Origin of the sequence: Streptomyces sp. HM190, assembly GCF_009857135.1 — a bacterium.
Lineage (GTDB): Bacteria > Actinomycetota > Actinomycetes > Streptomycetales > Streptomycetaceae > Streptomyces > Streptomyces heilongjiangensis.
Genome location: NZ_CP047318.1, coordinates 4,966,733 through 4,980,395 on the forward strand (window position 1 = coordinate 4,966,733; position 13,663 = coordinate 4,980,395).

At 72.1% G+C, this 13,663-nt stretch carries 13 protein-coding genes; 11 read left to right on the plus strand and 2 right to left on the minus strand.

Annotated features, from left to right (window positions below; all coding sequences use genetic code 11):
- Window positions 1–31: 31 nt before the first annotated feature.
- Entirely contained in the window at window positions 32–1,333 is a 1,302-nt protein-coding gene (locus GSY65_RS21165) for a threonine aldolase family protein (RefSeq protein WP_443043244.1), read from the minus strand.
- Between the two features lie 181 nt (window positions 1,334–1,514).
- Here GSY65_RS21165 and GSY65_RS21170 point away from each other — a divergent pair, with 181 nt between their 5' ends.
- From GSY65_RS21170 to GSY65_RS21210, 10 genes are all read left to right on the plus strand, one after another.
- The gene (locus GSY65_RS21170) at window positions 1,515–2,453 is read left to right on the plus strand and encodes a Rossmann-like and DUF2520 domain-containing protein (RefSeq protein WP_159771176.1); all 939 of its coding nucleotides are present in this window, start codon (window positions 1,515–1,517) and stop codon (window positions 2,451–2,453) included.
- Complete coding sequence (panC, locus tag GSY65_RS21175; RefSeq protein WP_159771179.1) at window positions 2,450–3,442, plus strand: pantoate--beta-alanine ligase; 993 nt, start codon at window positions 2,450–2,452, stop codon at window positions 3,440–3,442. The genes GSY65_RS21170 and panC overlap by 4 nt, the downstream gene beginning before the upstream one ends.
- Window positions 3,443–3,453: 11 nt before the next feature.
- On the plus strand, window positions 3,454–5,208 hold the full coding sequence (locus GSY65_RS21180; protein ID WP_443043301.1) for an L-aspartate oxidase: 1,755 nt from the start codon (window positions 3,454–3,456) through the stop codon (window positions 5,206–5,208).
- Between the two features lie 5 nt (window positions 5,209–5,213).
- Entirely contained in the window at window positions 5,214–6,200 is a 987-nt protein-coding gene (gene nadC, locus GSY65_RS21185; RefSeq protein WP_159771182.1) for a carboxylating nicotinate-nucleotide diphosphorylase, read from the plus strand.
- Between the two features lie 15 nt (window positions 6,201–6,215).
- The gene (locus tag GSY65_RS21190) at window positions 6,216–7,013 is read left to right on the plus strand and encodes a type III pantothenate kinase (RefSeq protein WP_055513136.1); all 798 of its coding nucleotides are present in this window, start codon (window positions 6,216–6,218) and stop codon (window positions 7,011–7,013) included.
- Between the two features lie 302 nt (window positions 7,014–7,315).
- On the plus strand, window positions 7,316–8,008 hold the full coding sequence (locus GSY65_RS21195; protein ID WP_159776221.1) for a hypothetical protein: 693 nt from the start codon (window positions 7,316–7,318) through the stop codon (window positions 8,006–8,008).
- Window positions 8,009–8,027: 19 nt separating this feature from the next.
- Window positions 8,028–8,204 carry a hypothetical protein gene (locus tag GSY65_RS33355; protein WP_201452613.1) on the plus strand — a complete coding sequence of 59 codons (177 nt, stop codon included), beginning with the start codon at window positions 8,028–8,030 and terminating at the stop codon, window positions 8,202–8,204.
- Window positions 8,205–8,317: 113 nt separating this feature from the next.
- A complete protein-coding gene (locus GSY65_RS21200; protein WP_236579950.1) occupies window positions 8,318–8,788 on the plus strand; it encodes a BlaI/MecI/CopY family transcriptional regulator in 471 nt (156 codons plus the stop codon).
- Window positions 8,789–8,797: 9 nt separating this feature from the next.
- The gene (locus tag GSY65_RS21205; protein WP_055522484.1) at window positions 8,798–9,337 is read left to right on the plus strand and encodes an amino-acid N-acetyltransferase; all 540 of its coding nucleotides are present in this window, start codon (window positions 8,798–8,800) and stop codon (window positions 9,335–9,337) included.
- A 300-nt stretch (window positions 9,338–9,637) separates the two neighbouring features.
- Window positions 9,638–9,973: a histone-like nucleoid-structuring protein Lsr2 gene (locus GSY65_RS21210; RefSeq protein WP_159771188.1), complete on the plus strand. Its 336-nt coding sequence runs from the start codon at window positions 9,638–9,640 to the stop codon at window positions 9,971–9,973.
- On the opposite strand, the gene GSY65_RS21215 is transcribed toward GSY65_RS21210, so the two are convergent.
- A complete protein-coding gene (locus GSY65_RS21215) occupies window positions 9,952–10,647 on the minus strand; it encodes an SCO3374 family protein (RefSeq protein WP_159771191.1) in 696 nt (231 codons plus the stop codon). The two genes, GSY65_RS21210 and GSY65_RS21215, sit on opposite strands and share 22 nt — an antisense overlap.
- Before the next feature lie 463 nt (window positions 10,648–11,110).
- On the opposite strand from GSY65_RS21215, the gene GSY65_RS21220 reads away from it, so the two are divergent.
- Complete coding sequence (locus tag GSY65_RS21220; RefSeq protein WP_159771194.1) at window positions 11,111–13,636, plus strand: ATP-dependent Clp protease ATP-binding subunit; 2,526 nt, start codon at window positions 11,111–11,113, stop codon at window positions 13,634–13,636.
- The last annotated feature ends 27 nt before the right edge of the window (window positions 13,637–13,663 follow it).

The following is a 13,663-nucleotide window of genomic DNA, read 5'->3' on the forward strand; positions in this document are numbered from 1 at the left end:
CGGCCTCACCCTTCTGCCCGCGGCACGGGCCTCACCCTTGCGCCTCGACCACCGTCCCCACCCGCGCCACGAAGTCCTCCGCCGCCCGCCGTACGTCCTCCGCGGTCCACTCCAGCCCCGCCGCCCGCACCTCCACCTCGGTGACGGCCAGTCCCGGACCGCCCCTGTCCCAGGCGCGGGCGAACAGCAGTGTCCCTGTCTCCTCGCCCTGCCGGACCGCGGCCTCCGCGGCGACGTCGGCGTCGTACGGCAGCCACACCTGGAACTCCTGCGTGTGCGGCACCTCGGGGTGCACCCGCGCCCACGGCACCCCCGCCCGGGCGAACCCCTCGCGCAGCGCGGCGGCGACCACGCGCGCGTGCCGGACGTACTCCGGCAGGCGGGGCAGCTCCCGTTCCAGCCCCACCAGGGCCGACAGCGCGGTCGGGAACTGCTGGAACAGCTGGCCGCCGTAGCGGTGCCGCCAGGTCCTCAGGTCCTCGACCAGGGCCCGGGGACCGGCGACCGCGGCACCGCCGTAGGCGTCGAGGGACTTGTAGTACGAGACGTAGACGCTGTCGGCGAGGGACGCGATCTCGTCCACCGGGCGGCCGAGGTACGTGGCCGACTCCCACAGTCGGGCCCCGTCGAAGTGGACCACCGCGTCGCGTTCCCGCGCCGCCTCGGTCAGCGCCGTCAGCTCCTCCCAGGTCGGCAGCACGAACCCGGCCTCCCTGAGGGGAAGTTCGAGCATCAGCGTCCCGAAGGGTTCGGGGAGGCCCTCGACCTCGCCGGCGGTCGGCTGCCGGGCCTCACCCGTCAGCCGGACCGGGCGCAACCCGCTGAGCTGGCTGAACGCGTTCCGTTCGTGCACCTCGGGATGGGACAGGGCGTGCAGTGCGACAGCCGGGTTCCCGGTCCGGGCCGCCCAGCAGCGCAGGGCCACCTGCTGGGCCATCGTGCCGGTCGGGAAGAAGGCGGCGGCCTCCGTGCCGAGCAGCGCGGCCGTCCGCTCCTCCAGGGTCTCGACGACCCCGTTGCCGTAGAGGTCCGCAGACTCGTCCAGGTCGTACAGGTCCCCGGCCGCGTCCAGCACGGCCAGCCGCTCCCGGACCGTCGCCAGGGCGCCCGGCCGCGACAGCACCCGGTCCGCCGCGCGGTGCGCGACCACCCGCCGCCGGTACCGGGACATCGCCGCGGACTCCCCGCCGGCCTCGTCGGCCGCGCCGGCCGCGCCCGCCGGATCCGCCGCGTCCGCCGCGGACTGCTCGTGCCGCTCGTGCGCCGCGGGCCCCTCCGTGGAGTCCGTCCCGTCGTGCGTGTGTGCCGTCGTCCTGCCCGCCGCGTCAGTCATCCCCGGATCATCCCGTGCGCCGCCCTCCGGGCACACGCATGTCGCACCGTCGTGACCTGCGGACATTCCACACGGAAACCCACAGCCTGTGGACAACCGAACGGCCCTCGAACCAATCGCGTTAACATGACGAGAAATCGTCCGGTACCCGGAGCGGACTGGAACGGGAAGGCCACCACGAGTGAGTACATTCCAGCAACCAGAGCCGAAGGACCGCCCCGCGCGGCTCACCGTCGGCGTCGTGGGCGCCGGCCGCGTCGGCCCGGCGCTGGCCGCGTCGCTGCGGCTCGCGGGACACCGCCCGGTGGCCGTGTCGGGAGTCTCCGACGCCTCCCGGCGACGCGCCGCCGAGCTGCTGCCCGACGTGCCGCTGATGCCCCCGGCCGACGTGCTGCGCCACGCCGACCTGGTTCTGCTGACCGTCCCCGACGACGCCCTGCCGGGCCTCGTGGAGGGCCTCGCCGAGACCGGTTCCGTCCGACCGGGACAACTGCTGGTGCACACCTCCGGGCGGTACGGCGCGAAGGTGCTGGACCCGGCGCTGCGGGCCGGGGCGCTGCCCCTCGCGCTGCACCCCGCGATGACGTTCACCGGGACCGCCGTGGACGTGCAGCGACTCGCCGGGTGCTCCTTCGGGGTCACGGCGCCCGAGGAGCTGCGGCTGGCCGCCGAGGCCCTGGTGATCGAGATGGGCGGCGAGCCCGAGTGGATCGCCGAGGCGAACCGCCCGCTCTACCACGCGGCCCTCGCCCTCGGCGCCAACCACCTGGTCACCCTGGTCGCCCAGTCCATCGAGCTGCTGCGCACGGCCGGTGTCACGGCCCCCGACCGCATGCTCGGCCCGCTCCTCGGCGCCGCCCTCGACAACGCCCTGCGGTCCGGGGACGCCGCCCTCACCGGCCCCGTCGCGCGCGGGGACGCGGGCACGGTCGCCGCGCACATCGCCGAGCTGCGCACGCACGCCCCCGCCACCGTGTCCGGGTATCTGGCGATGGCCCGCGCCACCGCCGACCGGGCCCTCGCCCACGGCCTGCTCAAGCCGGAGCTCGCCGAGGACCTCCTCGGGGTGCTCGCGAACGGAGCGGGCGGGACCACCGGGACCGGAGGGAACGCCGGATGACCACCACCGTGCTGCGCACCGCCGCCGAACTGCACGCACGCACGCGTGCGGGCCGCCGCGCCGTCGTGATGACCATGGGTGCCCTGCACGAGGGCCACGCCACCCTGGTCCGCACCGCGCGCGGGATCGCGGGCGCCGAGGGCGAGGTCGTCGTCACCGTCTTCGTGAACCCCCTCCAGTTCGGCGCGGGCGAGGACCTCGACCGCTACCCGCGCACCCTGGACGCCGACGTCAAGCTCGCCGAACAGTCCGGCGCCGACGTCGTGTTCGCCCCGTCCGTCGACGAGGTCTACCCCGGCGGCGAACCCCAGGTCCGCGTCACCGCCGGCCCCATGGGCGGACGGCTGGAGGGCGCCTCCCGCCCCGGCCACTTCGACGGCATGCTCACCGTCGTCGCCAAGCTGCTCCACCTCACCCGCCCCGACGTGGCGCTCTACGGCCAGAAGGACGCCCAGCAGCTCGCCCTGATCCGCCGCATGGTCAAGGACCTCAACTTCGGCGTGGACGTCGTCGCCGTCCCCACCGTCCGCGAACCCGACGGGCTGGCCCTCTCCAGCCGCAACCGCTACCTGTCCGCGCCGGAACGCCGCACGGCCCTCGCCCTCTCCCAGGCCCTGTTCGCGGGCCGGGACCGGCACGCCGCGCAGGAGGCGCTCCGCGCGCGCGCCCGCGAGGTGCCCGCCACGCGTGCGCGTGCCGAGGCGCTCAGCGCGCTCGGCGAGTCCCGCGCGGCCGCCGACGCCCACGCCATGGCCAAGTCCGCGCCCGGCGGCCCCGCCGCCGTCCGCGCGGCCGCCCGGCTGGTCCTCGACGAGGCCCTGCGCATGAAGCCACCGCTGGAACTGGACTACCTGGCCCTGGTGGACCCGTCCGACTTCACCGACATCCCCGACGACTTCACCGGCGAAGCCGTCCTCGCCGTCGCGGCCCGCGTGGGGACGACCCGGCTGATCGACAACATCCCGCTGAGCTTCGGAGCCGCCTCGTGAGCAGCACAGGCATACGCCCGCCCGCCACCCACCACCACCCCGGGACGGGAGCGCTTCACGCTCGCCCCCACCTGCCCGCTCCCGCGCCGGGCTGGTCCATCGCCGCCGACGTCGTCGTCGTGGGCTCCGGCGTCGCCGGCCTCACCGCCGCGCTGCGCTGCGAGGCCGCCGGCCTCGACACGGTCGTCGTCACCAAGGCCCGTCTCGACGACGGCTCCACCCGCTGGGCCCAGGGCGGCATCGCCGCCGCCCTCGGCGAGGGCGACACCCCCGAACAGCACCTGGACGACACCCTCGTCGCGGGTGCCGGCCTCTGCGACGAGCAGGCCGTACGCCTCCTCGTCACCGAGGGCCCCGACGCCGTCCGCCGTCTCATCGCGACCGGCGCCCACTTCGACGAGTCCGAGGAAGGCGGCCTGGAGCTGACCCGCGAGGGCGGCCACCACCGCCGCCGCATCGCCCACGCGGGCGGCGACGCCACCGGCGCGGAGATCTCCCGGGCCCTCGTCGAGGCGGTACGCGCGCGTGGCCTGCGCACGATCGAGAACGCGCTCGTCCTGGACCTGCTGACGGACGCCGAGGGCCGCACCGCCGGTGTCACCCTGCACGTCATGGGGGAGGGCCAGCACGACGGCGTGGGAGCCGTCCACGCCCCCGCCGTGGTCCTGGCCACCGGCGGCATGGGCCAGGTCTTCTCCGCCACCACCAACCCGTCCGTGTCCACCGGCGACGGCGTGGCCCTCGCCCTGCGCGCGGGCGCCGAGGTCTCCGACCTCGAATTCGTGCAGTTCCACCCCACCGTGCTGTTCCTCGGCGCGGACGCCGAGGGCCAGCAGCCGCTGGTGTCCGAGGCCGTCCGTGGCGAGGGCGCCCACCTGGTCGACGCCGGCGGCACCCGCTTCATGCTCGGGCAGCACGAGCTGGCGGAGCTGGCGCCGCGCGACATCGTCGCCAAGGGCATCATGCGCCGGATGCAGGAGCAGGGCGCCGAGCACATGTACCTGGACGCCCGGCACTTCGGCGCCGACATGTGGGAGCACCGCTTCCCGACGATCCTCGCCGCCTGCCGCGCCCACGGCCTCGACCCCGTCACCGAGCCCATCCCGGTTGCCCCGGCCGCCCACTACGCCTCCGGCGGCGTCCGCACCGACTCCCACGGCCGTACCACCGTCCCCGGCCTGTACGCCTGCGGCGAGGTCGCCTGCACCGGCGTCCACGGCGCCAACCGGCTCGCCTCGAACTCCCTGCTGGAGGGCCTGGTCTACGCCGAGCGCATCGTCGCCGACATCGCGGCGGCCCACGCGGAGAACGGTCTGCGCGCGCGGGTGCCCCAGCCCGTCCCGTACGACGAGCAGCCCGCGCACCCGCTGCTCGCCCCGGAGGCACGGTTCGCGATCCAGCGGACCATGACCGAGGGCGCCGGCGTCCTGCGGTCCGAGGCGTCCCTGGCGACCGCCGCCGCGGCCCTGGAGCGGCTGCACGCCGAGGCCCGCGACGCGCTCGCCGAGAACGGCAAGACGGCCGAGCCCGGCGTCGACACCTGGGAGACCACCAACCTCCTGTGCGTGGCCCGCGTCCTGGTCGCCGCCGCCCGGCTGCGCGAGGAGACCCGCGGCTGCCACTGGCGCGAGGACCACGCCGACCGCGACGACACCGACTGGCGCCGCCACATCGTCGTACGGCTCGAACCGGACCGCACGCTCGCTCTACACACCACGGATACCGCAGACTTCCCCCCGACCCGGCCGCATCACCAGGAGCAGTGACAGACGTGAGCACCCCCGAACTTCCCCTCGCCTCCGCAGGCGGCTGCGGCGACGGCTGCGCGTGCGGCGCCGACGACGGCCTCACGGGCGAGGAGTACCTGGAGTGCGGGCTCGACCCCGCGCTCGCCCAGCTCCTGGCCGACGCCGGACTCGACCCCGTCGAGGTCGAGGACATCGCCAACGTCGCCATCCAGGAGGACCTCGACCACGGCGTCGACGTCACCACCGTCGCGACGATCCCCGAGGACGCCCGCGCCACCGCCGACTTCACCGCCCGCGAGGGCGGCGTCGTGGCGGGCCTCAGGGTCGCCGAGGCGGTCCTGTCGGTGGCCTGCTCCGACGAGTTCGAGGTCGAGCGCCACGTCGACGACGGCGACCGTGTGGAGGCCGGGCAGAAGCTCCTCAGCGTCACCGGCGCCACCCGCGACCTCCTCACCGCCGAACGCAGCGCCCTGAACCTGCTGTGCCGCCTGTCCGGCATCGCGACCGCCACGCGCGCGTGGGCGGACGCCCTGGAGGGCACCAAGGCGAAGGTCCGCGACACCAGGAAGACCACGCCGGGGCTGCGCTCCCTGGAGAAGTTCGCGGTCCGCTGCGGCGGCGGCGTCAACCACCGCATGTCACTGTCCGACGCGGCCCTCGTCAAGGACAACCACGTGGTCGCCGCCGGCGGGGTCGCGCAGGCATTCAAGGCCGTCCGCGAGATGTTCCCCGAGGTGCCCATCGAGGTCGAGGTCGACACCCTCCACCAGCTCCGCGAGGTCGTCGACGCGGGCGCCGACCTGATCCTCCTGGACAACTTCACGCCCCTGGAGTGCGAGGAGGCCGTCGCTCTCGTCGCCGGCCGCGCGCTGCTGGAGGCCTCCGGGCGCCTCACGCTCGCGGGCGCCAGGGCGTACGCGGACACCGGCGTCGACTACCTGGCCGTCGGGGCCCTGACCCACTCGTCCCCGATCCTGGACATCGGCCTCGACCTGCGCGCGGCCGAGTAGGGACGGGGGCCGGACATGCTGCTGACGATCGACGTGGGCAACACCCACACCGTCCTCGGACTGTTCGACGGCGAGGACATCGTCGAACACTGGCGCATCTCCACGGACTCGCGCCGCACCGCCGACGAACTGGCGGTCCTCCTCCAGGGCCTCATGGGCATGCACCCCCTGCTCGGCGAGGAACTCGGCGACGGCATCGACGGCATCGCGATCTGCGCGACGGTGCCCTCGGTGTTGCACGAGCTGCGCGAGGTGACCCGGCGCTACTACGGGGACGTCCCGGCGGTCCTCGTCGAGCCGGGCGTGAAGACCGGCGTGCCGATCCTCACCGACAACCCCAAGGAGGTCGGTGCCGACCGCATCATCAACGCGGTCGCCGCGGTCGAGCTGTACGGCGGGCCCGCGATCGTCGTCGACTTCGGTACCGCCACGACGTTCGACGCGGTCAGCGCGCGCGGCGAGTACGTCGGCGGTGTCATCGCCCCCGGCATCGAGATCTCCGTCGACGCGCTCGGTGTCAAGGGCGCGCAGCTGCGCAAGATCGAGGTGGCCCGGCCGCGCAGCGTGATCGGCAAGAACACGGTCGAGGCGATGCAGGCGGGCATCGTCTACGGGTTCGCCGGGCAGGTCGACGGCGTGGTGAGCCGTATGGTCCGCGAGCTGGCGGACGACCCGGAGGAGGTGACGGTGATCGCCACGGGCGGGTTGGCGCCGATGGTGCTGGGCGAGTCCTCGGTGATCGACGAGCACGAACCGTGGCTGACGCTGATCGGACTGCGGCTGGTGTACGAGCGGAACGTGTCGCGTCTCTGAGGGCGCCGTGCGGCTCGGGGCCGCGGGAGTGTGCCCGCGGGCGCGGCGGTCGTCGTGGTTTCTCGCGCCGTTCCCCGCGCCCCGTGTCCGGCTCCGCCGCGTGGGCGCGATCAGCCCGCACCCGGCCGCACCCGCCGAATCCACCCGCGCTCCGAGCTGTAGGCACCCCCGCTCCACGATCCCCACCCCGAGATCCCTCCACGCGGGTGGTCCCCGGCGCCACGCGCCCCCGCGCGGGCCTCTTTTGTCTGATTAGCGCGTATCGTCGCCGTATGCCCACGCCCCACGGAACCCGCGGCGGCATGGCGTTCGGCGCTGAGGAGCTGCGTGTGCTCCGTCGTGCCCTCGCCCTCGCCCTGAACCCCAGTCCCGCCTCGGCGGAGGACGTCCAGGACTGCCTCCGGCTCGCCGAGTCCGTCGACGAGGCGACCCGCGAGGACGCCCGCCTGAGGGCCTTCCTGCTGGCCGACCTCGCCCGCTACCGCGCCGCGCTCCCCGGCACGGTCACGGGCTACACGGCCCTGCTGGAGGAGGCCCTGGAAGCCGGGTACCGCCCCCAGCCGGACGACCTCGCGGCGCTGCGTGCCCTGCGCGGCAATCCCACGGTGGCCGCGCTCCTGGACCGCTGCCGCTCCCTCGCGGAGCGCGACGTGCGCGCCCGCTTCGCGGGGCGCGCGGTGCGGACGGTGGTCGTCCCGGCCTCCCGCTCCGGCGTCGGCGCCCCCGCGCGCGCCCTGCTCACCGCCCTGCCGGGCGGCCGGTCCGCGTGGGCGGCACCCGCGCGTTCCGCCGGTGAGGAGCCCGCCGAGCAGCCGCCCAAGCCGTCCCGGCCCGCCCGTCCCGCGCAGCCTGCCGACAAGCCGGGCCCCGCGCCCCGGCCCGACGCTCCCCGGCCGGGCCGCCGGCCCGTACCCACCCCGGGCGAGGTGTTCCCGCCCAAGCGGAAGCCCGGTGCCCCGCCGGCGAACCCGCCCCACCAGTTGGCCGCCGTCTAGCCCTGGCTACCCTGGACGCATGGACTACGTCTCCGCGCTGCTGCCCCCCTTCGTGATGGCCGCACTGTTCATCGCTGTGATCAGGGTGATCGTGAAGACCCAGGGTGGCCCCAACAAGGCCAAGGAGGACGCGGCCGTCGACGCGGCGCTCGCCCGCGCGGACCGCGCCCGCCCGGCCTCCGACGGCGACCGCTGAGGCTCGCAGCCCGGCGCCTCGCACCCCAACGGCGTACGACTCGTGTGGTTTTCGAGTCGTACGCCCTTTTTGTTCATGTTCTCCGGATATCGTGCGGAACTGTGCCTCGCCCATTGGGAGAACTCGAAGACGCGGTCATGACGCGGGTGTGGAAGTGGAACCGCCCGGTGACTGTTCGGGAAGTCCTGGAAGATCTGCAACAGGAACGGTCCATCGCGTACACGACGGTGATGACCGTTCTGGACAATCTCCATCAGAAGGGCTGGGTCCGGCGGGAGTCGGAAGGCCGGGCCTATCGATATGAGGCGGTCTCCACGCGGGCCGCCTACGCGGCCGCTCTCATGAACGAGGCCTGGTCGCAGAGCGACAACCCGGCAGCCGCTCTCGTCGCCTTCTTCGGGATGATGAGCGAGGAACAGCGGCGGTCCCTCACTGACGCCGTACGCATCGTGCAAGGTCCCGAAGCGCTCGCGCCGCCCGCCCCCGAAGCCGAAACCCCTGCCGAAACCGGCGTCGAATCCCCCTCATCGTCCGGCGAAACCAGGGGTACCCCCGGCCAATCCCCGGATCACCCCGGGCGATAGCGTCCGCTCATGCCAGCAGAGAGTCCCGAAGTCACCGCTAAAGCCCTCACCGTCCGACGGGCTCGGACCAGCGATGTGCCCCACGTACGCCGGCTCCTCGACTCCTACGTCCAGCGCCGCATCCTGCTCGACAAAGCGACGGTGACCCTTTACGAGGACATCCAGGAGTTCTGGGTGGCGGAGCGGGGCTCCGGCGCGGACGCGGAGGTCGTGGGCTGCGGGGCGCTGCACGTGATGTGGGAAGACCTCGCGGAAGTCCGCACTCTCGCGGTGAACCCGGAGGCGAAGGGACTCGGGGTCGGTCACCGGTTGCTGGAGAAGTTGCTGGAGACCGCTCGCTGGCTGGGTGTTCGCCGGGTTTTCTGTCTGACCTTCGAAGTCGAGTTCTTCGCGAAGCACGGCTTCGTGGAGATCGGCGAGACGCCCGTCGACACCGATGTCTACGCGGAGCTGCTGCGTTCCTATGACGAGGGCGTCGCGGAGTTCCTCGGTCTCGAACGAGTGAAACCGAACACCTTGGGCAACAGCCGGATGCTTCTGCATCTGTGATCGTCGGGCGATCGGCAAGGACCGGCGGCTTCCGAAGGAGCCTCAAGCGCTATTCCGGTGAGGATGCCTTGCCCAGGTTCCCTATGTCCGAAACGCGCATCTTCTCGCTCCGCTCCGGGCTCCCCGGTCTCTCCCGGCCCTCTCCTCGGCCTCTCCTCAGTCTCTCCCAGGGGTTTGTGTTTTTCCTGGAAAAGCGGTTTGCTTTCCGACGTACTGCAGTACTGCATATAACAGGGGACGTGAAACAGCGGCGGACGCCGCAGGCCCTCGGCCCTGAAGTTATCGATGAAAGGAAATCCGGTGGCACAGAAGGTTCAGGTCCTTCTTGTCGACGACCTCGACGGCGGCGAGGCCGACGAGACCGTGACGTTCGCGCTGGACGGCAAGACGTACGAGATCGACCTCACGACCGCCAACGCGGACAAGCTTCGCGGCCTTCTCGACCCCTACGTCAAGAGTGGGCGGCGTACCGGAGGCCGTGCTTCCGGCGGGCGCGGCAAGGCCCGTGCCGCTTCCGGCGGCAGCCAGGACACCGCGGCCATCCGCGCCTGGGCGAAGGAGAACGGCCACGAGGTCAACGACCGCGGCCGGGTCCCCGCCGCCATCCGCGAGGCCTACGAGAAGGCCAACGGCTGAGACTCGGACGGTCCGGTGCTCGCGCGCCGCAGCCGGACGCGGTGGCAGTGCGTGGCCACCGTGTCCACCACCCGTACGAGGTCGGGGGTGCCCGCAGCGCCCCCCAACGCCGACATCGTCGGCAGCGAGGCCTCGACCTCGCGCCCCGGCTCGGGGGGCCGCAACCATACGGCGGCCCCCTGTGAACCGGTGCCCTCCGGCATGCCCCCGCGCCCCGTGGCCCCACCCGCGGGTGCCGGCGCCTCGATGCGACCGCCCGTTCCCACGGCTGTGAGGTCCAGGTCGAGGCCGCCCCAGTCCAGCCACTCCAGCAGCCCCGGCACCTCCTCGGCGCCGCCCGCCGCGACCAGCAGCCATATCCGCCCGCCGCGCAGCGCCACCGGCGAGCCGGGCCCGGGAACCGGGCCCAGGTGCCGCAGCGCCGCGAACCCCGCCGGCGCCGGCACGTCGAGCACATCGAAGCGCAGCCCCGTAATGAGGTGTAAGGGCGTCCCGGGCACGGTCGCCCACCCGAGATCGTTCTCGTACCACTGCCGTACCGCGTCCCACGGATCGCCCGGAACGCCCGGAACGCCGGGGCGGCCGCCCGCGGTGTGGCCTGGGTTTATGCCTGTGGCACCGCCCGAGTTGTCGCTCGGGTCGAGCGGTCGGCGGGGAAGGGGGACGATGGCCATGTCAGGAGCAACCGTGCGAAGGGGCCCGGAGTTACGCTGGGTGCCGGTGCGGCTGCACAGGGTGCTGGGAAAGGGGGCGTTCAGCTGTGGGTATCGACGCAAGGGTGTTCGCCCTTAGCGGAGGGAACCGGTGCACCCGGCATGGAGTGTCAGTCCCTACGGGTAAGACATCCCTAGTGGGAGGGGGCGACACGCAGGACAGGCCGTCTCACGTTCGCCATCGGCGTACTGATGGTGGGGGTAACTGCCTGGCCTGCGGGAACATCGTCTCGCACCATCGGGTTGGAGCAGATGTCGGCGTTCGGGACCCAGGAGGCAGCGACTTCTGTCTCCGCGAGAGCGGAGGTGAACCGGACGGTGTCGGCAGTTGGAATGAGCGGTCCCCGCTTGCGGGACTAAGCTGCGGAAGGACAGAGAGGGGAGCGTCCCCTTACTGCCTGACCGCTCTGAGGAGCGATTAACGATGTTCGAGAGGTTCACCGACCGCGCGCGGCGGGTTGTCGTCCTGGCTCAGGAAGAAGCCCGGATGCTCAACCACAACTACATCGGCACCGAGCACATCCTCCTGGGCCTGATCCACGAGGGTGAGGGTGTCGCCGCTAAGGCCCTGGAGAGCCTCGGGATTTCGCTCGAGGCGGTCCGCCAGCAGGTGGAGGAGATCATCGGCCAGGGCCAGCAGGCCCCGTCCGGCCACATCCCCTTCACCCCCCGTGCCAAGAAGGTCCTGGAGCTGTCGCTCCGCGAGGCCCTTCAGCTGGGCCACAACTACATCGGCACGGAGCACATCCTGCTCGGCCTGATCCGTGAGGGCGAGGGCGTCGCCGCCCAGGTCCTGGTCAAGCTGGGCGCCGATCTCAACCGGGTGCGGCAGCAGGTCATCCAGCTGCTCTCCGGCTACCAGGGCAAGGAGACCGCCACCGCCGGCGGGCCTGCCGAGGGCACGCCCTCGACGTCCCTGGTCCTCGACCAGTTCGGCCGGAACCTCACCCAGGCCGCTCGTGAGTCCAAGCTCGACCCGGTCATCGGGCGCGAGAAGGAGATCGAGCGGGTCATGCAGGTGCTGTCCCGCCGTACCAAGAACAACCCGGTCCTGATCGGTGAGCCCGGCGTCGGCAAGACCGCCGTCGTCGAGGGTCTCGCCCAGGCCATCGTCAAGGGCGAGGTGCCCGAGACCCTCAAGGACAAGCACCTCTACACCCTGGACCTCGGCGCGCTGGTCGCCGGCTCCCGCTACCGCGGTGACTTCGAGGAGCGCCTGAAGAAGGTGCTCAAGGAGATCCGCACCCGCGGCGACATCATCCTGTTCATCGACGAGCTCCACACGCTGGTCGGTGCGGGTGCCGCCGAGGGCGCCATCGACGCGGCCTCCATCCTGAAGCCGATGCTGGCCCGCGGTGAGCTCCAGACCATCGGCGCCACCACCCTGGACGAGTACCGCAAGCACCTGGAGAAGGACGCGGCCCTGGAGCGCCGCTTCCAGCCCATCCAGGTCGCGGAGCCGTCCCTGCCGCACACGATCGAGATCCTCAAGGGTCTCCGTGACCGGTACGAGGCCCACCACCGTGTCTCGATCACCGACGAGGCGCTGGTCCAGGCCGCGACGCTGGCCGACCGGTACATCTCGGACCGCTTCCTGCCGGACAAGGCGATCGACCTGATCGACGAGGCCGGTTCCCGGATGCGCATCCGCCGGATGACCGCGCCGCCGGACCTGCGCGAGTTCGACGAGAAGATCGCCGGTGTCCGCCGCGACAAGGAGTCCGCGATCGACTCGCAGGACTTCGAGAAGGCCGCCTCCCTGCGCGACAAGGAGAAGCAGCTCCTGGCCGCCAAGGCCAAGCGCGAGAAGGAGTGGAAGGCCGGCGACATGGACGTCGTCGCCGAGGTCGACGGCGAGCTGATCGCCGAGGTCCTCGCCACGGCCACGGGCATCCCGGTCTTCAAGCTCACGGAGGAGGAGTCCTCCCGCCTGCTGCGCATGGAGGAGGAGCTCCACAAGCGGGTCATCGGCCAGGACGACGCCGTCAAGGCGCTGTCGAAGGCGATCCGCCGTACCCGCGCCGGTCTGAAGGACCCGAAGCGTCCCGGTGGTTCGTTCATCTTCGCCGGCCCGTCCGGTGTCGGTAAGACCGAGCTGTCCAAGGCGCTCGCCGAGTTCCTCTTCGGCGACGAGGACGCGCTGATCTCCCTCGACATGTCGGAGTTCAGCGAGAAGCACACGGTGTCGCGTCTCTTCGGTTCGCCCCCCGGCTACGTGGGCTACGAGGAGGGCGGCCAGCTGACCGAGAAGGTCCGCCGCAAGCCGTTCTCCGTCGTCCTCTTCGACGAGGTCGAGAAGGCCCACCCGGACATCTTCAACTCGCTGCTGCAGATCCTGGAGGACGGTCGTCTGACCGACTCCCAGGGCCGGGTCGTGGACTTCAAGAACACGGTCATCATCATGACGACCAACCTCGGCACGCGGGACATCTCCAAGGGCTTCAACCTGGGCTTCGCGGCCTCGGGCGACACGAAGACCAACTACGAGCGCATGAAGAACAAGGTCTCGGACGAGCTGAAGCAGCACTTCCGGCCCGAGTTCCTCAACCGTGTGGACGACGTCGTCGTCTTCCCGCAGCTCACGCAGTCCGACATCCTGCGGATCGTCGACCTGATGATCGGCAAGGTGGACGAGCGCCTCAAGGACCGGGACATGGGCATCGAGCTCTCCCAGTCCGCGAAGGAGCTGCTGTCCAAGAAGGGCTACGACCCCGTGCTGGGCGCCCGGCCGCTGCGCCGGACCATCCAGCGCGAGATCGAGGACACGCTCTCGGAGAAGATCCTCTTCGGCGAGCTGCGCCCCGGACACATCGTGGTCGTGGACACCGAGGGCGAGGGCGACGCGCAGACCTTCACCTTCCGCGGTGAGGAGAAGTCGGCGCTGCCCGACGTCCCGCCGATCGAGCAGGCGGCCGGCGGTGCCGGGCCGAACCTGAGCAAGGACGCGTAGTCCGCTGCGCAGGGCTTGAGCGAACGA

Coding starts and splice junctions, on each gene's coding strand:
- GSY65_RS21165 (WP_443043244.1), bottom strand. CDS start 1,333: ATGACTGACGCGGCGGGCAGGACGACGGCACACACGCACGACGGGACG.
- panC (WP_159771179.1), top strand. CDS start 2,450: ATGACCACCACCGTGCTGCGCACCGCCGCCGAACTGCACGCACGCACG.
- GSY65_RS21190 (WP_055513136.1), top strand. CDS start 6,216: ATGCTGCTGACGATCGACGTGGGCAACACCCACACCGTCCTCGGACTG.
- GSY65_RS21195 (WP_159776221.1), top strand. CDS start 7,316: ATGGCGTTCGGCGCTGAGGAGCTGCGTGTGCTCCGTCGTGCCCTCGCC.
- GSY65_RS33355 (WP_201452613.1), top strand. CDS start 8,028: ATGGACTACGTCTCCGCGCTGCTGCCCCCCTTCGTGATGGCCGCACTG.
- GSY65_RS21205 (WP_055522484.1), top strand. CDS start 8,798: ATGCCAGCAGAGAGTCCCGAAGTCACCGCTAAAGCCCTCACCGTCCGA.
- GSY65_RS21215 (WP_159771191.1), bottom strand. CDS start 10,647: ATGGCCATCGTCCCCCTTCCCCGCCGACCGCTCGACCCGAGCGACAAC.
- GSY65_RS21220 (WP_159771194.1), top strand. CDS start 11,111: ATGTTCGAGAGGTTCACCGACCGCGCGCGGCGGGTTGTCGTCCTGGCT.